Below are 20,989 nucleotides of genomic sequence, written 5' to 3'. Positions count from 1 at the left end.
AGCCTACAGGCGACTTCAAATTTATGTTGACAAATGGCAGCCAATCCACTATATCCACAGCCGTAATCGCTGAGCGGGTGACCCTCAGCTCCCCGTCGGTCACGGCCGGCGGGGTTTCTATTTCTGAGCCCCCTCCAAAAGCTAGGGCGGCCCTCTACGTAGACGGTTTCAACCTCTACCACGCCATCGATGCGCTAAAGCAGCCTCACCTCAAATGGCTAAACCTCTTTAGCCTTGGCTCCCGCATTCTGAATCGCAACAAAGAGCAGTTGGTGAAGGTCCGCTACTGCACGGCCCTAAAACCGGGCGATAGTGAGAAGAATAAGAGGCATCGCGAATACATTACCGCGTTGAAGTGGTTCAACGTGAAAGTTCAAGAAGGCCACTTCATCGAAGATGAAATCGATTGTCGTCGGTGCGGACATACATGGGATGCCCCAAAGGAGAAAGAGACCGACGTTAATGTCGCGCTCCTTCTTTTCGATGATGCGTATCAAGACGTGTTTGACGTCGCCTACCTTCTTACGGCTGATTCAGATCAGGGCGCGACGGCGCGAATGCTTAAGCGCCGTTTCCCAGAGAAGCGATTGATAAGTGTTGTGCCGCCGGGGATGGACGCCAGCAAAGCCATCATGACCTACGCGGACGGTCGATACACGTTGAACGCGGACCTGATTGAAGAATGCCTCTTGCCAGGAATGGAGATCGATACCTCTCGCGGAGGTCAAGTCGCCTTCCAACGCCCAAAGGAATATGAGCCCCCAGCCGGATGGGTGGCCCCGGCGCTGCGTCCCAAGAAGGCGAAAAAGCAAGTGTCCTAATTCGCCTCTGCGGGTGTCATGAATGAGACAGAAGGTAGCTCTTGCTTTCACGGTCGTCGTAATCGTGGTCAGCACATACTTTCTGTACGACGACTATACGAAGTGCCAGCAGGAATACCATCGTGGCTGCGCTCCAGCCGTCGGCAGTGGTCCAGTCTCAAAATGAGGTGTCCTAATCTGCCAGCGCGGATGTCCTAATTAGGACAACACCCGCCCAACGAAAGCGGGGAAAAGACGGGGAAATCGCACCTGCCATTAAATTCGCCAGCCGGATCAACCACAAGCGTGGCCTTCACACGGGAGAGGTCCAAGGTTCGATCCCTTGTGCGCCCACCATCCATCCCCTGCCCCCATGCCGGTTGCGGACGATCATCCACGCTTGGAGGCGTTCGGCGCCGTCCAAATCAAAAATGTCAAAAACAACCCCATGCACAGTAGCCGGCGTCAGTCGGATCAATGTGTTACGCCTTTTCCGAATCCCACTTGCTCCGTCGGGCAAAACAGGGGCATGATGGCATGATCCCGCGAGAGGCTAGCGTGCGGTTCTAATGCGCCAGCAGGACAGGCAAATCCGCGTGCTCCATGATATAGCTGGTCGCCCCACCGAAGATCATTTGCCGCAGGCGAGTGCGGGTGAAGGCTCCCTTGATCAAGAGATCGCAGCCGTGAGCTCTGGCGGCATCGAGGACCGCCTCTCCGGTGTCGCGATTCTCCAGCTCAACCCTTATCACATGGGCTGCAACGTCGTTGTACCGCAGCTGTTGGACGATCCGATCGGCAGATGGTCCTGGTACCCCTTGGCCGCCAATAACGGTCAGGACCGATACCCTTTCGGCCGAACGAAGCAACGGCATGGCAAATGCGTTTGCCCGAGCTTGCTCGGTACTACCGTTCCAGTGGATCATGATGTTCGTCGCGATGCTTCTTGATGCGTTCAATGGCGCCAGCAGGACCGGCCTGCCGCTCTCGAACAACGCGGATTCGATCGCGCGACGGTGAGGGCCCGCAGCATCAGCGTCGGACCGTGCCATCACGATCAGATCGAAAGCGCGTCCATAACTCCCGACGAAGTCTTCGCCCTCAGGCGCGTTTTCCAACCAGCCGAAGCATGCTCCGCTCGATCCCGCAGCCGCTCGAGGAATATCGTGCCTCAGCATGAATGCCTCGAAAAAGTTGCGCATGTCGTTCAATTCGGCTTCGCTCTTCTCCTGGTACGAATCTAGAGGAATGCCGGTGGCCAATTCTGCGGTTAGATATCGGGGGATGCCGAACCGGAGTGGAAAAGCTTCGACGTAGGCGCCGGAACGTTGCGCGAGGCCCACGACGACATCGAGCGTGGATGGCATCATCGAAATATTTTGGAGCGGAACCAAGAGCGTCTTCATTCGTACCTCCCGGTGTTTTCGGTGAACACAGACGTAGGATGCCTAATCTCACTTGGGATAGCGGCGACCATGGTCTCACCTTGCGAGCCGTTCCGGTTTGTCATCGACCACGACAAGGGTTCCGGTCATGCCGCCTGCTCGAGCCTCGTATCGATCTCCTGGCGCAGCGCGGCGAAGTCGATTGGTTTGGTCAACAGGTCGGCTGCGCCGCTCGCCAGCGCTTTACGCTTGGTCTCGGCATCACCGTAGGCCGTGATCATGATGACCGGTACATCGGGGAGGGCCGAGCGCACGATAGGTAGCATCTCCAGCCCGCTCATTCCGGGCATGTTGATGTCGGACAGGATCAGAATCAGGGTGGCATCCTCTATCTCGGCCGCACGCGCCAGGGCCGCGGGTGCGGACGATGCGAACTCCATGAGAAAGCGGCCGGCGCGCAGATCGCGCCGAAACTGCTGGCGGAACAACGCCTCGACGTCCGGCTCGTCGTCGACGACCAGTATATAGACGCTCAACTTCTGCCTCCGGTCTGCAATGGTGCCGCCAGCGTACGCGGCAGCGTAATGATGAACTCGGTATAATCGCCAGGCGCGGTATCGACTTCGATGCGGCCGCCGTGCTGCTTCACAACGATGTCGTGGCAGATTGACAAGCCGAGTCCGGTTCCTTCGCCCGCGGGCTTGGTCGTGAAGAATGGGTTGAATATCTTCTCTCTCACCTCGGCTGGGATGCCGGCGCCATTGTCGCGAATCCGGATTTCGACGGCGCCGCCGAGACTTGTGGTCGTCGCGCGCAGTCTCGGCTCGAAGCCGTCGCCGACGGCGTCCCTTTGTTTGCTCGCCGCGTAGAATCCGTTGGAAATGAGATTGAGGAACACCCGCGTGATCTCCTGCGGATACAGCTCGATCGCCCCTGCAGACGGATCGAGACTCCTTTCAAGCGTGATATTGAAACCTGCTTTTTCAGCGCGCGCACCGTGATAAGCAAGATTGAGACTTTCCTCGACGATGGCGTTGATATCGGCCGAGCGGCGTTCGCCGGACCCCTCGCGAGAGTGCAGAAGCATATTCTTGACAATGGAATCGGCGCGCCTTCCGTGCTGCACGATCTTTTCCAGATTGCCTTGCAGCGTTTCTATCAGCGCGTCGATGTCCCGCCTTGCTGCCTCGCCGAGTGCGACTGAGCGCAGCCCGTCGCCGAGCTCGTCGATCAGCTCGGAGGAAAGCGCGGCAAAATTATTGATGAAATTGAGCGGGTTCTTGATTTCATGTGCGATGCCGGCGGTAAGTTGCCCGAGCGAGGCAAGCTTCTCGGTCTGGATCAACCGATCCTGCGCATTTCGCAATTCCTCGAGCGATTGCCACAATTCCATGGTGCGCTCGCGCAGTTCATTCAGCAGGGCGCGCATTCTCGATCGCGATCACGGCCTGGTGCGCGAAATTGGACACGAGCTCGATCTGCTTGTCTGTGAAGGGTTTAACTTCCTGGCGGAAGATCGTGATGGTGCCGACCAGTTCGTCTTCCTTGAGCATCGGCACGATGACGAGGGTCCTTGCGCCGGCAAGGTCGGCAAGCGCGCGAACGTTCAGGTTGCCTTCGACGTAGGGCGGCTGAGTCCTGATATCGTCGATATGAACCGTCTGATGAGTTTTCTCGACGGTGCCGAGCCCGCTCGCCGGATGTGGGCGAATGCTCTGGTATAGCCGGGTATCGACATAGGCTTGCGGCGCGTTGTGAAGTGCGACCGTGCGAAAGCCGCCGTCCTCGTAGAGATTCATGGTGCCGAAGCCGGCGCCGCAAATTCGCGTCGCATTCTCCAGCATCTTTTGGAAAACCGGAGTCAAGGCGCCCGACGAAGCGCTTATGATTTCCAGCACCTCCGACGTTGCCGTCTGCCGCTCCAGCGATTCGTTCAGTTGCTCGAACAGACGCACGTTGCCGATGGCGATGACGGCCTGATCCGCAAAGGTCTGCAGCAGGTTGATCTGCTTCTCGCCGAATGGGCGCACCTCCGTACGCCGCAGCACGATCGCACCCATGCTCTCGCCTTCGCGCAAAAGCGGCACACTCAGAACGGTGCGAACGTTGGAGCGAAGCGCAAATTCCCGCCCTGTCGGGAATTCCTCCCCTTCGGGCCCGAGCAGGTCGCGCACATGGATGGTACGGCGGTCGACAATGGCCCGGCCACTGGGCGATTTGACATTGATCAATCGCCGGCTCCACACCACGGGAACTTGTCCATGGTGCGCCTGGACAACGATCTCGTCGCCATCCCTCAGAACGACCAGCGCATCATATGCCTCGCAAAGTCCGCATGCGCTTTCCACGATGGCCTTGAGCACCGGACCGACCTCGGTCGGCGAGGACGCGATAACCCGCAGGATATTGGCGCTGCCGGTCTGGTATGTCAGCGCCTCAGACAGGTCTCGCGTCCTGGTCTGCAATTGTTCGAAGAGCCGTACATTCTCGATGGCGATCACGGCCTGGTCGGCAAAGCTCTGCACGATCTCAATCTGTCGCGGGGTAAACGGGCCCGGCTCCGGTCGCGCCAAACTGAGCACCCCGATCGCGGCGCCCTCGCGTACCAGAGGTATGTTGAGGGTCGCGCGATAGCCGCCGATTCTCGCGAGGTCAGGCCGCGAGAAGTCGCGGTCTTTCATGAGATCGGCGACATGGTCGACCCGGCCAGTGAGCGCTGCCCGGCCGCTCGGCGTGTCGCGGCTCGGCGCAAGCGGTTGGCTCTTGCGTAGCGCGACCCATTCCGGTGGGTTGTTATACGCGGCCTCCAGATGCAGCAGCCCATCGCGAATGAGATAGATCGCTGCTCTGGGGTCGCCGCAGAGCCGTGCGGCCGAGCTGACAAGCGTCTCGAGAACATTGGGCAAGTCGAACGCCGAACGGCTGATTACCTTGAGCACGTCGGCCGTTGCGGTCTGCTGGCGCAGCGACTCGCTGAGATCCTCGGTGCGTTGGCGCAACTCCTTGAGCAACCGCGCATTCTCGATGGCGATCACGGCCTGATCGGCAAATGTGGCTGCGAGCTCGATCTGCTTTTCCGTGAAAGGCTGCACGCGCTTGCGAGCGATCACGATCGCGCCGATCGGCTCATTCTCGCGCAGGAGGGGAACACCGAGCGCCGTGCGCTGACCAGCCATGGTGATGGACTCGCGCAGGCCGTATTCGGGATCGGCCGCGACATCGAGGACCTGCACCGGACGGCGTTCGAGCACGGCCCGACCTGTGACCGTGCTCTGTCCGGGGGTAATCGGGTGCCCTCGCAGAAACTCGATGTAGTCCTCGGAAAAACCTACCGCGGCTCCGGCCAGATATTCATCGCCCTCGCGGCGCATGATGAATGCCATCTCCGCTTCGCACAGCCGCGCCGCCGAATCGACCAGCGTGTTGAGCACGGTTTGCAGGTCGAAGGTCGAGCGGCTGATCACCTTCAGCACATCGGCAGTCGCAGTTTGCTGCTGAAGCGATTCGGCGAGATCGCGCGTCTTCGCCTGGACCTCATCGAACAGCCGGACATTCTCAATCGCGATCACGGCCTGATCGGCGAAGGTGGAGACCAGGTCGATCTGCTTGTCCGTGAACGAGTTCACGATCTTGCGGCCCAGGAACAGCACGCCGATCGCTTCCCCGGACCGAAGCAAAGGTACGCCCAGGAGGGTGCGATAACCGCCTGCCCTCTGCTGCTCGGGATAGGCGTATTCGGGATCGACCAGGGCATCCTCAATCTGGACGGCTTTGCCGCACAGCAGGACGCGCCCAACCACGCTGCCGCGTCCGGCATTGAGCCGAATGCCCGCCGAGACCTTGGCCCACTCGGGCGAGAAATTGTACCGAGTTGCATGATGGTAGGCGCCGTCGGTCTCCTGCCGGACGATTGCCGCCATGTCGGCGCCGCTCAGCCACGCCGCCGATTCCGTCAGCGTGTCGAGAACCTTTTGCAGATCGAACGTCGACCGGCTGATCACCTTCAACACATCGGCGGTCGCGGTCTGCTGCTTCAGAGCCTCACTCAGGTCATTGGTGCGTTGCTGAACCTGATTGAACAGCCGCGCATTCTCGATGGCGATAACGGCCTGATCGGCGAAGGTCTGCAAAAGTTGAACATGACGTGGACCGAAGGTACCGGGCTCGACTCGCGTGACGCTGATCATGCCGATCACCGCGTCGCCGGTCGTGAGCGGAACGAACAACATGCTGCGAAACCCGCGGGCGCGCGCGATGAATTTGATCTCGTTCGTCAGCGCTTCAGTGTCGGGGGTCGGTACCACGTTACCCGCCTGGGTTCTTGCGAAACCCTCAAAATCGGCGATCGGCCTCGGAAACATATTCTTCAGAGTCTCGTCGGCGGCAGAATTCGTCGGCGTGAATGCACTCAAGTGGGCAGTGCCGTCGATGAAGCGGAATACGGCCGTCGAAAAGCCGCCGAGCAAGGCATTGGCCCGCTTCGCGATTGCATCGAAGACCGGCTTCACCTCTGATGGCGAACTGGCAATGATCTTGAGAATGTCCGCGGTGGCGCTCTCACGATCTTGTGCGGCGCGCAATTCGGCGAGGAGCCGCGCGTTCTCTTGCTGCAAATCCACCACCACGTCCTGAGGAAGCGCGGCCATGATGAAAATCCACGTCGCCAGCCAGTTCGGGCCGACTTAAAATCTGATCAAGGAAAGCGTCAGGAATTATTCCACTCTCGGGTGCTTCCGACCAGACGTATCGTGAGTTGATTTTCCATCAACTACGCGTCGGCCCGAGCTTAGGAATACCTCAGCTTCCTCCCGGCGGTGGTCCTTGATCGCGCTGGATCTCGGGGCCTCAAGGTTTGATCCCTCGCGCGCCCCCCAATACTCCTCCTGAACCATGCCGATTGTGGAGATCACGACGCGTACGGCGGACAAGCCGCGCGCGATGACGGAGCAAGCTTCAAGCAGCCCGCTGCGGCCGCCACGCCGCGTAGAGACCGACGAGGGTCCCGATGGCGACCAGCGCCGCCGCCAGCAGCACCTGCAATTGCCCGTCATCGGTGGGGCCGACGGACGACACAAGCCTGGTCACGACGACGAACAGAATGCCCACCGAGGCCGCCGCGGCCACGCACAGATGCGCGAGCTCTCGCGTCAGGTTGCCGCCGAGAAGTCCGAGTGCCGTAAAATACATCGCGCAAGCGTTGGGGTGAACGAACAAGGCAACGCGCGCGTAAGGACCGTAGGTGTCGAGGAGAGACTCGCATCGGCTCAGTGCCGCTTTTGAGGCGACCCGCTGCAGGAGCGGTCTGAAGAAACGCGCCTGTCCGTAACTCAAGACGGCGCCCACGATGATGGCCAGCCACGCCATGATGAAAACGGGCATGTCCGCGGACTTCGGACTGAGCGCCACCGACATCAGGATGAGCGCGGTCCCGGGAAAATAGCCAAAGTAAGGGAAGACCGACTCCAGCAGCACACAGACGAACATGAAGACCGGAAACCATGCTGAACCGGCCGCCCCTTGGACGACGGCGTTCAAGTCGAAGAAGTTTGTCTTGTACAGGACGAGGTACATGCACATGGCAAGTCCCGCCAGTGCGTAGAACGGCAACGCTCCCGACAGAAACCGTTTCATTCAACTATCGGGCTTCGTTTCACGGACACGGCGGGAGCCATCTTACGCAATCGATACAATCTCGATCTCCTGCGTGCCCGCCCCCACGACGTCCCCCACCGCCTTCCCCATCAGCGACCTCGCGACCGGCGAGACGAACGAGATCGAGCCGGCCTTCGGATCGGCCTCGTCCTCGCCGACGATGCGATAGGTCTGCACGCGGCCGTCGGGGCGGCTGAAGGTGACCGTGCTGCCGAAGGCGACGATGTCGGTCGAGGTCGGAGTAGGCATCACCCGCGCCGTGCGTAGCCGCTCCGTCAGATAGCGGGCGTCGCGCAACGGCACCGCCGACTGCCGGCGCTTCTCGTTGACGTCGTCGATGGCCTGCGCGGCCTCATAGGCCTCGCGCGCTCGCTGGAGCTGCGTCTGCAAGGCCTGCAGGCCGGCTTCAGTCACGAGGTTCGGATGGGGCGAGATCGGGCGATCCGGCAACAGCGTCTCGGACGCGGTCTCGGCGCTTTCTTCCTTGGTGAAGGCGACGCTCAATTCAAGAATCCTGTCGAACTGTCTGGTCGCGGCGCCGCGCGCCGCCACTAGGCCCGGTTATATCTCAAGTGCGACAAAACGGCGGAGTTTGACGACGAGATCCGGCATCGCCTGGCGGAACCTGGTCGCGTTCTGGAAGCTGGTGGAGAACGGCGCGAAGGTGATCATCGCGTTCCAGTGCCGGTAACCATAGACCGTCACGGAAGCGCCGGTCGCCGGGAAATCCTCGATCTTGCGGAGTTCGCCGAGCACGAGATCGGCAATCGCTTCCGCCGGCAGCAATTGCCTGCCGTCCGGCGTCGTGGCGATCCTTACGGGCGGTTCGGCCGGCTTGGTTGCCGCGGGCGCGGCATTGGTCGCATGGTCGGGCCTGGGCGATTCGGCATCGGGGCTGGACGCCGCGACCGGCTCGAATGCATGCGTCGGGGCCGTCGGTGGAACCTCGGTGAGCGGCGGCGGAGCAACGATGTCTGCGCGCTTGTTGCCTCCGAGGATGCTGCTGATCATGGCCACGAGGCCAGCATCCTTCACGTCGTCGCTCATTACGTCCCCCGGCACGCCCTTCGGCCTTGACGTACTTTAGCACCGCTCCGGCAGACCGCCACAATGGTTATGCAGTCCGCCTTTGCTTGACCTGGCCAGCTCGCCTGCAGTCCATCCTTCGAGACGCCCGCCTGCGGCGGGCCTTCAGGATGAGGTTACGTCTTGCGGCGAGATGTCAGACCCTCATGGTGAGGAGCCCACCGAGGCGGGCGTCTCGAACCATGAAGGCCATGCAATCCGTCACTGCTTCTCGAACGGAATATATTGCTGGTACTGCTTCGGGACCGAGCTGCGGTAGCGCGCGGGCACGGTGCCGCTGTCGATCGAATGATCGATCTCCTGCTGCCGGGTCATCTTCTTCTTTGCCGGCTTCTTCGATGCGCTCTTCTTGGAGTCGGATGGCCGGCTGGCATCGGTGGTCGCGCCCGGCGCCGTCGTCGCGGCTGGCGCAGTGGTTGTCGCCGCAGGCGCCGCGGTGCCGCCGGCAGCCGGTGCGCTCTGCGCCAGCGCGAGCGATGATTGCGCGAGAAGCGCCAGCGCTGCTGTCGCAGCCAGCAAATATGATCTTTGCATCAGAACCTCCAAAAATTGACCTGACCCAAATGAGGAAAAGCGTAAGCTTTCGGGAGAGGCGCGCGCAAGTCCGTCGACGATAGGTCGGAACCAGGTGGCGAACTGTGGCCGAGATCACATTGTTCGCCGCGGCTTGCCTCATCATGGACGCATGTTGAACGCGCCGCCCACTGCGGACACCAAGACGAGCACGACAAAGTGTCGGACAAGTCGCGGAACACGCAAGTTGAGCTGGTGTTCCTCATCCCCCGTTCTCGAAGGAGACTGAAATGCGTCGCACCATCCTCACCCTCGCATCATTCGCAGCGCTGATCGCCGTAGCATCCCCGGCGGCCCAGGCGCATCCTGCAAACGATCGATATTGCCTGCAGGGCCGCATCTGGGGCTATCCCGGCAACTGCCAGTTCGCGACCTATCAGCAGTGCCAGGCCTCCGCCTCCGGCACGTCGGCCTATTGCGGCGTCAATCCGCGCTACGCGTTCTCGCAGCAGCGTTACTACTGATGTGATTGCGGCGTGCGCGCTGTCACGCGCGCGCCGCCACAATCTTCACGTGACGACGATCGACCGCGCCGACAGCCGGGCGAGTCGATATCGCACCCGCGGCTCGCGCACGTCGATGACGAGAATGTTATCCGTCATCGCTTCGGGAAAAATTTGCAAAGCGCGGCCGCAGCTTGCCCGCACCCCTCCGCTTCGGAACAGCATCGACATCGCGCACAGTGTGAAGCCGCGGCTTGTGGCGCGCCAAAATCCCTGATCTAGCTTCGCCTGCATATTCTGCTCTGAACAACTTTAGCTTTATTCGTTCCGTCGTGACTTTTTTTCAGGGAGGTGTTTTCAATGAGCAGCCGCCACGCAATTGCTCCGCGCGGATTGAACGCAACCCGTTCGCCGCTTTCGCAAGGCCGCTTCGGCCGCATGTTTCGCAAGCTCACTCCGGCAAAATTCGGCGCCAGCGACTCCGCCAACATCGCCAACCTTTCGGCGCTGGCCGACAAGATGGTCGGCAAGTTCGATGAGCCCAAGGACGGACCGGACGCGGAGGAGAGCGGCATTCCCTCGCTCTACACCTATTTCGGCCAGTTCATCGACCACGACATCACCTTCGATCCGGTCAGCTCGCTGACCAGGCAGCAGGATCCCGACGGGCTCGTCGACTTCCGCACGCCGTCATTCGACCTGGACAACGTCTACGGCCGCGGGCCGAACGACCAGCCCTACATGTATGACGGCAACAAGTTCCGCCTCGGCGAGAAGCTGAGCGGCACGGGCGTGGCCGACAGCCACGACCTGCCGCGCTTCAAGGGCCGCGCGCTGATCGGCGATCCCCGCAACGACGAGAACAGCATCGTCTCGCAGTTCCAGGCGCTGATGCTGCGCTTCCACAACCGCATGGTCGACGACAATGACAGTCTGTCGTTCGAGGAGGTGCAGCAGCGCGTCCGCTTCCATTATCAATACGTCGTGCTGAACGACTTCCTGCCGCGCATCGTCCACGCCAGCGTGCTGGACGAATTGAAGACCTCAGGGCACTACGACCGCAGCAAGCTCGCCCACTACCACTGGAAGACCTATCCGTTCATGCCGGTCGAGTTCTCGGTCGCGGCCTACCGGCTCGGACACTCCATGATCCGCCCCGGCTATCGGCTGAACGATGCGGACAACATGCTGCTGCAGATCTTCCCCGATCCGAACAATCCCGATCACAACGCGCTGACCGGCTTCCGTGCCATGGGCCCGGGACGCGCCATCGACTGGGGCCGCTTCATCGATCTCGACACGCGGCCCTACGGCGTCGAGGACGACGACACCAATCCCGACAACAAGCGGCGGCTGCAGTTCGCCTATCGCATCGACGCATCGCTGGTCGATCCGCTGCGCAAGCTGCCGCCAGAGGTCGCATCCAATCCGGCGTCGCTGGCGCTGCGCAATCTCGAGCGCAGCTGGCGGCTCGGCCTGCCCTCGGGCCAGGCCGTCGCCAGGGCGATGAACCTGACGCCGCTGACCGACGATCAGATCATCATCGGCAAGGCCGTCGACGAGCCCGGCCCTGACGATCCGCAAGCTCCGATCGCGACCATTGCGAACGGCGTGTTCGCCGGCAACTGCCCGCTGTGGACCTACATCCTGGCCGAGGCGCGGCAATTCCAGACCGCCGTGATCATCCCCGCCACCGGTGCGCCGGCAGGCGGAATCAACACGCCGCAGCTCGGCCCCGTCGGCGGCCGCATCGTGGCCGAGGTCTTCCTCGGCATGCTGTTCGGCGATAATTCCTCCGTGCTGTCGCTCGACCCGCAATGGACGCCGGTGACGGGCTCGGGCTTCGCGCTGAAGGACCTCGTCGCCTACGCGCTCGGCCAGGGAGATCCGCTGCACTGAGCGCGCGACGGAAGACGATGTAAGGGCCGCTCGCGTCACGCGGGCGGCCCTGTACTCACCAGTCGCGTCCGGTTTGCTCTTTGAAGGCGACATTGAAAACGACATGCATCATGTCGGCCTTGGGCCAGAAGCTGACCTCGCGATTGGCTTATGGGCCCGGCATCATCATGGTCGGCGTTTCCAGCAGGGAAAAGTCGTAGCCCTCGCAGCTAACATTCGGGTTGGTGGGCGCAAACATGCCGAGCGGGTTGTCCTTGAACAACCAGGCATGCAGATCATAGTGCACAAACTCCTTTGGAATGAGCGGCTCATGTCCTTCCATCGGGCCCATAAAGGGTTGGTCGAAGAGAGAGGGATGCTGCGTGGTATCTGCCGTCAGGGGCACCAGCCACTCAACAGCTACGAGCTTCAATTCCTTGCCCACGGGCTCGTAGATCAGGACGTTGGGCTTCATCGGATCGGGAGCGCCTCGCACCGTGAGATTGACAAAGTGCACTCCCATAGCGCCTTTGGCATACTCCATGTGGTGCGGTATTTTCTCGCCAGAATAATGCACGCAGCCCACCGTCGACAGGTAGCGGTCGCGCACGGCTACCTTGTAGTCCTGGTATTTCTCCAGCGATTTGCGCAACGTGTCGAGTTGAGCCTTGTAAGGCTCTTCTGCCGCAATTGGTCCGAGTGCTGCACCGATAAAGGCAAGACCTAGCGCGGCGACGAAGGTACCACGGACAGATTTGCGCATGTTCCCTCCTGGCTTTTCATCAATGCGATGTCGGAATGAGCTGACCTAACAAGGGTGGGCGTTTTTGCCATTTCCAACAAGACGGTAACAACCTCGCGGCCCGCCAATCGCGATGGAAAAATGGTGGTACTCCGTCTTGGGCGTACATGGGCCTCGGATCGCTCAGCCGACGGACCGCGTTCTTCATCGGTCGACTGTGAAGAGGATATCTCAATCGGGTCAAAAGCAGTCGTTGTTGGTCAGGCGGGGCGACTTCCGCCTTGTCCTCGATATCCGACGCTTGAAGGCACACGCCCTAATGCGCGGCCCCTAATCCGTTCTCCTCCAGCCGCGCCGCGAACCAGCGCGACAGCGGGTCGTCGACGGCGCCGCTGACATAGACCTCCGACATCGTCACCTGCTGCTTGTCCAGCACCAGCAGCACGCCGATCCAGTAGGGAAACCAGACATGCACGTCGGTGAGCGCCCGCAGCTTGTGCTGGTCGTGCTCCAGCGGCGTGTGATTGCTCGCCTTGCGGATCTCGACCGTGAGCAGGTTGTTGGGAATCTCGCGCTGGTGCACGGCGACGTCGGGGTAGATCGACTTGCCCAGATGATCGTCCGTCGAGATGATGGTGCCGTGGGGCAGATGCAGCGTGCGCTCGCCGAGCCGGTCGTAATTGCAGTCGACGGCCCAGCCCGAGAACTGGCGCTCCAGATAGACGGCGAAGCGGTGCGTGATCGCGCGCTCGCCGATGTCCTTCTCGAACAGGAATCCCTCGTGGGCGTAGAAGTCCCGGAGCGCCGCGGTCACCTTGTTCAGCTCGGTCTGCATCGTGCCTCCGGGCCCATCCCGCGCACCTAGTTCGGTGTCGTCCCGGCGAAGGCCGGGACCCATACCGCGAGGTCTATCGAGTGTACACGGTGCACGTACCGGACTCCGAGTCTTCGCCAAACCTCTCCCTGGGGTTATGGGTCCCGGCTTTCGCCGGGACGACGTCGGGAGAGAAACTTAGGCAACTACATCTGGACTTCGATCAGCCGCGGCCCGGGCTCGGCGACGGCCTCGGCCAGCGCCTTGTTGAACTCGTCGGCATTGGTGACGGCACGGCCGGGCACGCCCATGCCCTTGGCCAGCGCCACGAAGTCCAGCGTCGGCCGGTCGAGGCGGAGCATGTCGTTGGCGCGCTGGCCGGGCTCGCCGGCGCCGACATTGTCGAACTCGCCGCGCAGGATCTGGTAGATGCGGTTGGCGAACACGATGGTGACGATGTTGAGGTTCTCGCGTGCCTGGGTCCACAGCGACTGGATCGTGTACATCGCGCTGCCGTCGCCGACCATGGTGATGACCTTGCGGTCCGGGCAGGCGATCGCAGCGCCAATCGAGAGCGGCGTCGAGAAGCCGATCGAGCCGCCCATGTTCTGCAGCCAGTCGTGCGGAGCCGCCGCCGCGGTCGGCGGGAAGAAGCCGCGACCGGTGGTCAGGGACTCGTCGACCATGATCGCGTTCTCGGGGATCGCACAGGCGATCGCCTGCGCAATCGAGGCGAAATTCAGCGCGCCGGTCGGCTTGACCAGTTCAGCCAAGGCCTGCGGCTTGACGTCCTTCGCGCTCGCCTTCACCGCGCCGGCCAGCGCCTCGAGGGCTGCGACCGAATTCTCGCCCCAGGAGGTCATGCGATGCACCTCGCAGCCCTCGGGCTTGAGCATGCTCGGCTTGTTCGGATAGGCGAAGAACGCCACGGGATCGTCGGACTCGACCAGCACGATGTGACGGAATTTCGCCAGCATCGGCAGCGCGTTCTCGATCACGTAGTGGATGCGGTCGATCGAGTAGCGGCCGCGGCCGCGCGCCATCTTCGGGCGGAAGGTCGGGCCCATCACGGTGCAGCCGGTCTTGCCCGCGATGCGCTCGGCAAGCGCCAGGCCCTGCTCGCTCAGCGCGCTGCCGGTCATCAGGAGCAGCGTGCCCTCGCCGTCACCGTGCAGGATCTTCGCGGCTCGCTCGACCGCCTGCGGCGAATAGCTGGCGCGCTGCTGCTCGGCCGGCACCTCGGCGATGCCGTCGGCCTCGTTCCAGGCGGTGTCGGCGGGCAGGATCAGGGTCGCGATCTGCCCCGGGGCGCTTTTGGCGGCGGCAATCGCCGCGGCGCCGTCGGCGGCGACCGACTTGGAATTCGGCGAGGTCCGGACCCAGGACGACATCGGCCGGGCCAGGCCCTCGATGTCGGAGGTGAGCGGGGCGTTGTAGTCGATGTGGTAGACGGCGTGCTGGCCGACGATGTTGACGATGCCGGAATTGGCCTTCTTGGCGTTGTGCAGGTTGGCAAGGCCGTTGGCGAGGCCGGGACCGAGATGCAGCAGGGTCGAGGCAGGCAGGCCCTTCATGCGATAATAGCCGTCGGCCGCACCCGTCACCACGCCTTCGAACAGGCCGAGCACGCAGCGCATGCCGGGAACGCGGTCGAGCGCCGCGACAAAATGCATCTCGGAGGTGCCGGGGTTGGTGAAGCAGACGTCGACTCCACCCTTGACCATCGTCCGCACCAGGCTTTCCGCACCGTTCATTCTTTTTGCTCCCGCTACCGGCGATTTCCAGTGATCATCCGATCAATCATTGTTCGCAGGCCTCGTCAAAGCAATAGCGGCCGTTGCGGCCCTGCCCCGCGCCGCGACACGCCGGCTTGGCTAACGCCCCGTTCCGATGGGATCGGAACGGGGCGTTAGATTCTTGTTTTGACGCGTTTTCTTTATGCGAACCGGTATCCACTTCGCTTGAAAACGCTCTGACGCTTTCCGGCAATCTGGCCCGGTTGCCGATTTGGTAACGCCAATCGTTAAGCATGGCCTGCCTCACGGGGGCGTGGCTTGCGAAACCCTCGCAAATATGGCCTCTGACGTTCGTTGAATCGATTTTTTCCGGGGGAGACAATGATCCGGTTTTTTGCCGCGCCGATTGCCGCCATCGCACTTTTGACCGCCACGGCCGGCGGCGCACTCGCCGAGGAGTTCGACTCCCGCGACATCATGGGCGGCGGCCCGAACTTCTTCCGCGGCGGCGCGAGCCCGATCCCCCGCTCCACTGTCATGTACAACGGCAACTATGCCCCCGGCACGATCGTGGTGAATACGTCCGAGCGGCGGCTGTATCTGGTGCTCCAGAACGGCCAGGCGCTGCGCTACGGTATCGGCGTCGGCCGCGACGGCTTCCGCTGGGGCGGGGTGCACAGGATCACCGCCAAGAAGGAATGGCCCGACTGGACGCCGCCCTCGCAGATGCTGGCCCGCCGGCCCGACCTGCCGCGCCACATGAAGGGCGGCATCGAGAACCCGCTCGGCGCCCGCGCCATGTATCTGGGATCGACGCTCTATCGTATCCACGGCTCCAACGAGCCGGAGACGATCGGCCAGGCGGTCTCCTCGGGCTGCTTCCGCATGACCAATGACGACGTCACCGACCTCTACAGCCGCGTCTCGGTCGGCACCACTGTGGTGGTGCTGAACAACTGACCGAACAGCCACAGCAGGAACCTGCAGGGCGCGTGAATTTGCGGTCTTGTGTGCGCGACGCGAATACGGCAGCGTCGCACAACGATGAGCGCATTGGACCTGCCCTCGGCTGCCCTTCGCATCGCCCTGCTGGCGCTCACCACGCTCACCTGCGTGCCTGACACCGCTACCATGGCCGCCGCGGGCGAACTGCCCGCGATCGCGTCACGCCAGCGCGCCGAGAAGAAGAGCTTTACCGACAACGAGATCGTCGAGGGTTTTCTCAAGACCGCGTTCGGCGCCGAATATCACCTCGCCGGCCGCGTCGATCGCATCCGCAAGTTCGACGGGCCGGTGCGCGTGTTCGCCGAGAGCGATCGCGCCGACCGCAAGACACAGCTGGCAAAAGTCGTCGCCGACATCGGCAAGCGCGTGCAGCATCTCGACATCGCCATGATCGACAGCAGCGAGGCGGCGAATGTGCGGGTGAAGCTGGTGCGCGACCGCGACCTGTTCCGCACCCTCACCAGCTTCTACGGCGTCGAGAAGGCGCGCGAGATCCGCTCCTCGCTCGATCCGCAGTGCCTGTCCGGCTTCCGCAAGAACGACAATTTCGAGATCGAGCATTCCGACGTCATCCTCACCGTCGACAACGGCGATTTCACCTTCCTCGACTGCGCCTATGAGGAGCTCCTGCAATCGCTCGGGCCCATCAACGACACCGCGAGCGTGCCGTGGACGATGTTCAACGACAACGTCTCGATGGGCTATTTCGACGTCTACGACCAGTACATCCTCAATTTGCTCTACGACCCCCGCATCAAGCCCGGCATGACGGTGCCGGAGGTCAAGGCCGTGCTGCCCGAGGTGCTCGCGGATGTCAGGGCGTGGGTTAAGCGGGTGAATGATCTGAGGGAGTGACCTTCGCGCAGTGACGCTTTTTTCCCTCTCCCCTTGTGGGAGAGGGTGGCTCGCCGCGATAGCGGCGAGACGGGTGAGGGGTATCTCTCCGCGAGTCCCACTCCCACTGACGCGTGCGGATGGATACCCCTCATCCGGCGCTTCGCGCCACCTTCTCCCACAAGGGGCCTGTTGCGTAATTCGCCAGTTGTGATTCCCTAGGGCAAAGCCTTGAGGGGATGACGATGGCGGTTAAGCGGACGGGACAGCCGAGCTTTGTGGAAGCACTGATGCCGAAGGGGGCCGGCGCCAATGCAGCGCTGGATCGGCTGGCTGGCCTGGTCAAGTGGTACCGGTTCGAGAAGCTGATCGGCCATCTGCGGGATGAAGGGAGCCCCGGTCGTCCAGGCTATCCGGTGCTGGTGCTGTTTCGTGCGGTGCTGTTGCAGTCGCTCTATGGTCTTTCGGAACGCGAACTCGAGGAAGCGTTGGGCGACCGGTTGTCGTTCAAGCGCTTCGTCGGTTTGAGCCTCGAAGATGCGACGCCCGACCACACGGTTCTGAACCGCTTCCGGAACCAGCTCGTCGAACAAGGGCTGTTGGAGAAGCTGTTTGGCGAGCTGGATCGCCAGCTCGAGAATGCCGGGGTCATCCTCAAGCGCGGCACGATGCTGGATGCGACCTTGATCCAGGCGGTGTCAACCCCTCCGAAGCAGGATCGTCCCTCAAACGACCCAGATGCCCGGTTTACCAAGCGGCAGGGCAAGGGTGGTTCGACCTTCGGCTACAAGGCTCACATGGGTGTCGACGAGGGATCCGGCCTGATCCGCGCAGTCCTGACCACGCCCGCCAATGTCAACGACACAACGCCGGCCGACGAACTGATCCGTGGCGATGAAGCCGTGGTGTGGGCCGATGCAGCCTACGACACCCATGCCCGACGGGCTCGGCTGAAAGCGGAAGGCAAGAAGCCCCGCATCGCCCGTCGTCCCAACCGACATCACCCGGAGCTACCGCCTCGGCTCAAACGCTACAACCTCCTCATCGCGCGCCGACGAGCCCAGGTCGAGACCACCTTCGCCACTCTCAAACGCCGCATGCGGCTGACCTGCATCCGCTATGTCGGTCTCATGAAGGCAAGCGGGCAGGTCCTGCTTGCCTCCATCGCGTTCAACATGAGGCGCTGGGCCGCGCTCGCCGCCTGAGACGCCCGCCAAGGGCACCAAGTACAGATCTCGGCCTGACAATCGGCGTCAACACAGCCCTCTCTCCCTACGTCTCCTGCCTCAAAAGGCCGTAGCGCAACAGGCCCACAAGGGGAGAAGGGAAGAAGAGAGAGCCTACTGCACGAGATCAGCCACGGTGGTCGCCGCCTTCAGACCCGTGCCGGTGAGGACCGCGACCGTGGTCTCGTTCGCCTTGATCGATCCAGCCGCGGACAGTTTGTCCAGTGCCGCAGCCGCGCTGGCGCTGGTCGGCTCGGCGAACAGGCCCTGCCGCGCGAGACGACGCAGGGCCGCGACGATCTCGTCCTCGGTGATCGCGACGGTGCCGCCGCCGCTCTCGCGCAAGGCGGCGATGATCTCGCGCAGGCGCAGCGGATTCTTGATCGCGGTGCCTTCGGCGATGGTCTTGTGCACCTCGCGCGCGACGGGCGTGTCGACGCCGGCCTTGAAGCTCGCATCGATCGGCGAGCAGTTTTGCGGCTGCGCCGCGAACAGGCGCGGCAGCTTCGCGATCTGCCCGGCCTTCAGGAGCTCGCGGAAGCCGAAGGCGCATCCCAAGAGACTGCTGCCGGCACCGACGGGGACGATGACGTTGTCAGGGGCGCGAAAGCCGAGATCCTCCCAGATTTCATAGGCGAGCGACTTGGTGCCTTCGAGGAAGAACGGCTGCCAATTGTGGCTGGCATAAAACGTCTGGCTCGACTGGCGGATGGCCTCCGCTTCCGACTCCTCGCGCGGGCCTTCGACGAGCTGCACCGTCGCGCCGTAAGCGCGCACCTGCGCGATCTTCGCCGGCGACGTCGAGGCCGGCGCCAGGATCTTCACGCGCATGCCGCCGGCAGCACCGAGCCCCGCCATCGACGAGCCGCCATTGCCGGACGAGTCCTCCAGGATGGCTGAGATGCCGATCTGGCGCAGGAAGGACAGCATCACCGCGGAGCCGCGGTCCTTGAAGCTGCCGGTCGGGTTGAACCATTCGAGCTTGAACAACGGGCGCAGGTCACCCCAGTCCTGCTGAACCAGCGGCGTGCAGCCTTCGCCGAGTGAGATCGGCTTTGCGATCTCGACCGGCAGCGCCGCCCGGTAGCGCCAAAGCGACCGCGCGCGGCCATCGATGTCCTCGCGCGAGATCCCCGCCCCCGGCGTCACCAGCAGCGGCGTGCGCTCGTCCGAGCACCAGCGCGGCTGGTCGAGCGGGTAGAGCTTTCCGTTGCGGGGGTCGATGTAGGCGGCGGTGGGCATGGGCGGTCTCCAGGGCGATCCGCTCGATATGTCCGAATATGCAGCTTTTATCCAGCCGCCTGTTTCGGGGGCGTAGCGACACCCCTTCAAAAATTCGAACAATTACATACATATAGGGCGCATTCGGGCGCTTTTCGTCGATCCGGACGAGCAGGAGGGCGCCGCTGGCCGCGCGCCACGATTAACTTGTCTGTCGTGCCTCGCCGCTACAATATGTTGGATTGAGCTTGCGTCGCCGGTGCTCCGCACCGGCATGGCAAGCGAGCCAGGCCCGTCCAAGCGGCGGGCCGTTGGCTTTTTGGGAGCCTGGACATGAGCCGCGCGAACCGTACCGACCACATCCGCCTGACCTCCCATCCGGAGCCGGGCCGGAAGGCCGCCTTCCCGATCCATTGGGGCGCCACTGACGCGCGCGCCCGCGGGCCGATCATCGGCACGGTGTCGCGCGCCGGCGATCGCAACGTGATCGGCAGCCATGGCGGGTCCTACGCGATGTACCGGGCGCTCGCGGTCTCCGCCGGCGCGCTCGATCCGATCCGGCGCCCGGATCTCACCAACACCTTTCCGGCCGCGACCATCGGTCCGTTCGAGCAATGGCGTGATCCCGCAAAGATCGTCGCGCTCGATCCCTGGGGGCACTTGGTCGCGGAGAATTTCGGCAAGGACATCGCCGAGGGTGTCGATATCCGCCCGAGCATCGCGGTGACGCGGGCGCGGCTGGACCTCCCGGAGATCCGCGAGGCGCTGGCGGCAAAGCGGCTGCGCGCGGACGGCGAGGTCGTGCATGCCAATGGCAGCGTCTCGGTGGTGAAGATTGCGATCGATCCGGTCTGGTACCTGCCCGGCCTTGCGGCGCGCTTCGGCACCGGCGAGACCGAACTGCGGCGCACGCTGTTCGAGCAGACCGCCGGCATGTTCCCCGAGCTCGTGACGCGCCCGGACTTGAAGGTGTTTTTGCCGCCGATCGGCGGCACCACCGTCTACATGTTCGGCGATGTGGCAAAGCTGCCGGACCATCGCACAAAAATCACCTGCCGCGTGCATGACGAATGCAACGGCTCCGACGTGTTCGGCTCCGACATCTGCACCTGCCGGCCATACCTCATCCACGGCATCGAGGAATCCGCGCGCGGTGCGCAGGAGGGCGGGCTCGGGCTCGTGGTCTACAACCGGAAAGAGGGCCGCGCGCTCGGCGAGGTCACCAAATTCCTGGTCTACAACGCCCGTAAGCGCCAGGAGGACGGCGACGCCGCCGCGGCCTATTTCGAGCGCACCGAATGCGTCGCCGGCGTCCAGGACGCGCGCTTCCAGCAATTGATGCCCGATACCATCCACTGGCTCGGCCTGAAGCGCATCGACCGCTTCCTGTCGATGAGCGACATGAAGTACGACGCGCTGACCTCGCAAGGCATCGACATCGTCGAACGCGTGCCGATCCCGCCGGAGCTGATCCCGGCCGACGCCTATGTCGAGATCGCAGCGAAGAAAGCCGCCGGCTACTACTCGACCGACATCGCGCCCGAGAAGGACGTGGACGGCGTAGTCGGCCGCTCGCTGGAAAAATACTGATCGC

General features: G+C 62.8%; 18 protein-coding genes and 1 pseudogene. 7 read left to right on the top strand and 12 right to left on the bottom strand.

Annotation, left to right across the window (positions count from 1 at the left end; genetic code table 11):
- Positions 1–77 precede the first annotated feature (77 nt).
- Complete coding sequence (locus QA649_RS08855; RefSeq protein ID WP_283023838.1) at positions 78–821, top strand: NYN domain-containing protein; 744 nt, start codon at positions 78–80, stop codon at positions 819–821.
- Positions 822–1,366: 545 nt separating this feature from the next.
- Here the strand turns inward: QA649_RS08855 and QA649_RS08850 are convergent.
- The 7 genes and pseudogenes from QA649_RS08850 to QA649_RS08820 all read right to left on the bottom strand — a co-directional run bounded on the left by QA649_RS08850 (position 1,367) and on the right by QA649_RS08820 (position 9,457).
- On the bottom strand, positions 1,367–2,206 hold the full coding sequence (locus QA649_RS08850; RefSeq protein ID WP_283023837.1) for a universal stress protein: 840 nt from the start codon (positions 2,204–2,206) through the stop codon (positions 1,367–1,369).
- Positions 2,207–2,331: 125 nt separating this feature from the next.
- Positions 2,332–2,721, bottom strand: coding sequence for a response regulator (locus tag QA649_RS08845; protein WP_283023836.1), 390 nt, complete (start codon positions 2,719–2,721; stop codon positions 2,332–2,334).
- Positions 2,718–6,831, bottom strand: a pseudogene (locus tag QA649_RS08840) (GAF domain-containing protein). The gene QA649_RS08845 and the pseudogene QA649_RS08840 overlap by 4 nt, the downstream one beginning before the upstream one ends.
- A gap of 307 nt (positions 6,832–7,138) precedes the next feature.
- Complete coding sequence (locus QA649_RS08835) at positions 7,139–7,816, bottom strand: hypothetical protein (protein WP_283023835.1); 678 nt, start codon at positions 7,814–7,816, stop codon at positions 7,139–7,141.
- A 42-nt stretch (positions 7,817–7,858) separates the two neighbouring features.
- Positions 7,859–8,341 carry a transcription elongation factor GreA gene (gene greA, locus QA649_RS08830; protein WP_283023834.1) on the bottom strand — a complete coding sequence of 161 codons (483 nt, stop codon included), beginning with the start codon at positions 8,339–8,341 and terminating at the stop codon, positions 7,859–7,861.
- A gap of 57 nt (positions 8,342–8,398) precedes the next feature.
- On the bottom strand, positions 8,399–8,884 hold the full coding sequence (locus QA649_RS08825; RefSeq protein ID WP_283023833.1) for a hypothetical protein: 486 nt from the start codon (positions 8,882–8,884) through the stop codon (positions 8,399–8,401).
- Between the two features lie 240 nt (positions 8,885–9,124).
- Entirely contained in the window at positions 9,125–9,457 is a 333-nt protein-coding gene (locus tag QA649_RS08820; protein WP_283023832.1) for a hypothetical protein, read from the bottom strand.
- Positions 9,458–9,726: 269 nt separating this feature from the next.
- On the opposite strand from QA649_RS08820, the gene QA649_RS08815 reads away from it, so the two are divergent.
- Positions 9,727–9,960 carry a DUF3551 domain-containing protein gene (locus QA649_RS08815; RefSeq protein WP_283023831.1) on the top strand — a complete coding sequence of 78 codons (234 nt, stop codon included), beginning with the start codon at positions 9,727–9,729 and terminating at the stop codon, positions 9,958–9,960.
- A 45-nt stretch (positions 9,961–10,005) separates the two neighbouring features.
- On the opposite strand, the gene QA649_RS08810 is transcribed toward QA649_RS08815, so the two are convergent.
- Positions 10,006–10,233, bottom strand: a complete 228-nt coding sequence (locus tag QA649_RS08810; RefSeq protein WP_283023830.1) for a hypothetical protein — start codon at positions 10,231–10,233, stop codon at positions 10,006–10,008.
- A 66-nt stretch (positions 10,234–10,299) separates the two neighbouring features.
- Here QA649_RS08810 and QA649_RS08805 point away from each other — a divergent pair, with 66 nt between their 5' ends.
- Positions 10,300–11,838: a heme peroxidase family protein gene (locus QA649_RS08805; protein WP_283023829.1), complete on the top strand. Its 1,539-nt coding sequence runs from the start codon at positions 10,300–10,302 to the stop codon at positions 11,836–11,838.
- A 148-nt stretch (positions 11,839–11,986) separates the two neighbouring features.
- Here QA649_RS08805 and QA649_RS08800 read toward each other — a convergent pair whose 3' ends face one another.
- From QA649_RS08800 to QA649_RS08790, 3 genes are all read right to left on the bottom strand, one after another.
- Positions 11,987–12,580: a hypothetical protein gene (locus tag QA649_RS08800; RefSeq protein WP_283023828.1), complete on the bottom strand. Its 594-nt coding sequence runs from the start codon at positions 12,578–12,580 to the stop codon at positions 11,987–11,989.
- A 295-nt stretch (positions 12,581–12,875) separates the two neighbouring features.
- Positions 12,876–13,394, bottom strand: coding sequence for a hypothetical protein (locus QA649_RS08795; RefSeq protein WP_283023827.1), 519 nt, complete (start codon positions 13,392–13,394; stop codon positions 12,876–12,878).
- A gap of 185 nt (positions 13,395–13,579) precedes the next feature.
- Entirely contained in the window at positions 13,580–15,127 is a 1,548-nt protein-coding gene (locus tag QA649_RS08790; RefSeq protein WP_018643689.1) for an acetolactate synthase large subunit, read from the bottom strand.
- 363 nt (positions 15,128–15,490) lie between these two features.
- Between QA649_RS08790 and QA649_RS08785 the strand changes: the two genes are divergently transcribed.
- From QA649_RS08785 to QA649_RS08775, 3 genes are all read left to right on the top strand, one after another.
- Positions 15,491–16,069 carry a L,D-transpeptidase gene (locus QA649_RS08785; RefSeq protein WP_283023826.1) on the top strand — a complete coding sequence of 193 codons (579 nt, stop codon included), beginning with the start codon at positions 15,491–15,493 and terminating at the stop codon, positions 16,067–16,069.
- Positions 16,070–16,153: 84 nt separating this feature from the next.
- Entirely contained in the window at positions 16,154–16,969 is an 816-nt protein-coding gene (locus tag QA649_RS08780; protein ID WP_283023825.1) for a DUF2927 domain-containing protein, read from the top strand.
- Between the two features lie 218 nt (positions 16,970–17,187).
- Positions 17,188–18,153 (top strand): IS5 family transposase, encoded by a 966-nt coding sequence (locus QA649_RS08775; protein WP_283020138.1) that lies wholly within the window; start codon positions 17,188–17,190, stop codon positions 18,151–18,153.
- 135 nt (positions 18,154–18,288) lie between these two features.
- Here the strand turns inward: QA649_RS08775 and QA649_RS08770 are convergent, their stop codons facing one another.
- A complete protein-coding gene (locus QA649_RS08770) occupies positions 18,289–19,416 on the bottom strand; it encodes a threonine synthase (protein WP_283023824.1) in 1,128 nt (375 codons plus the stop codon).
- Positions 19,417–19,728: 312 nt separating this feature from the next.
- Between QA649_RS08770 and QA649_RS08765 the strand changes: the two genes are divergently transcribed.
- Positions 19,729–20,985 carry a GTP cyclohydrolase II gene (locus QA649_RS08765; protein WP_283023823.1) on the top strand — a complete coding sequence of 419 codons (1,257 nt, stop codon included), beginning with the start codon at positions 19,729–19,731 and terminating at the stop codon, positions 20,983–20,985.
- The last annotated feature ends 4 nt before the right edge of the window (positions 20,986–20,989 follow it).

The organism is Bradyrhizobium sp. CB1717 (genome assembly GCF_029714325.1).
GTDB lineage: Bacteria > Pseudomonadota > Alphaproteobacteria > Rhizobiales > Xanthobacteraceae > Bradyrhizobium.
The sequence above is the reverse complement of the archived record's forward strand: the minus strand, read 5'-3'. Positions and strand labels throughout refer to the sequence as shown.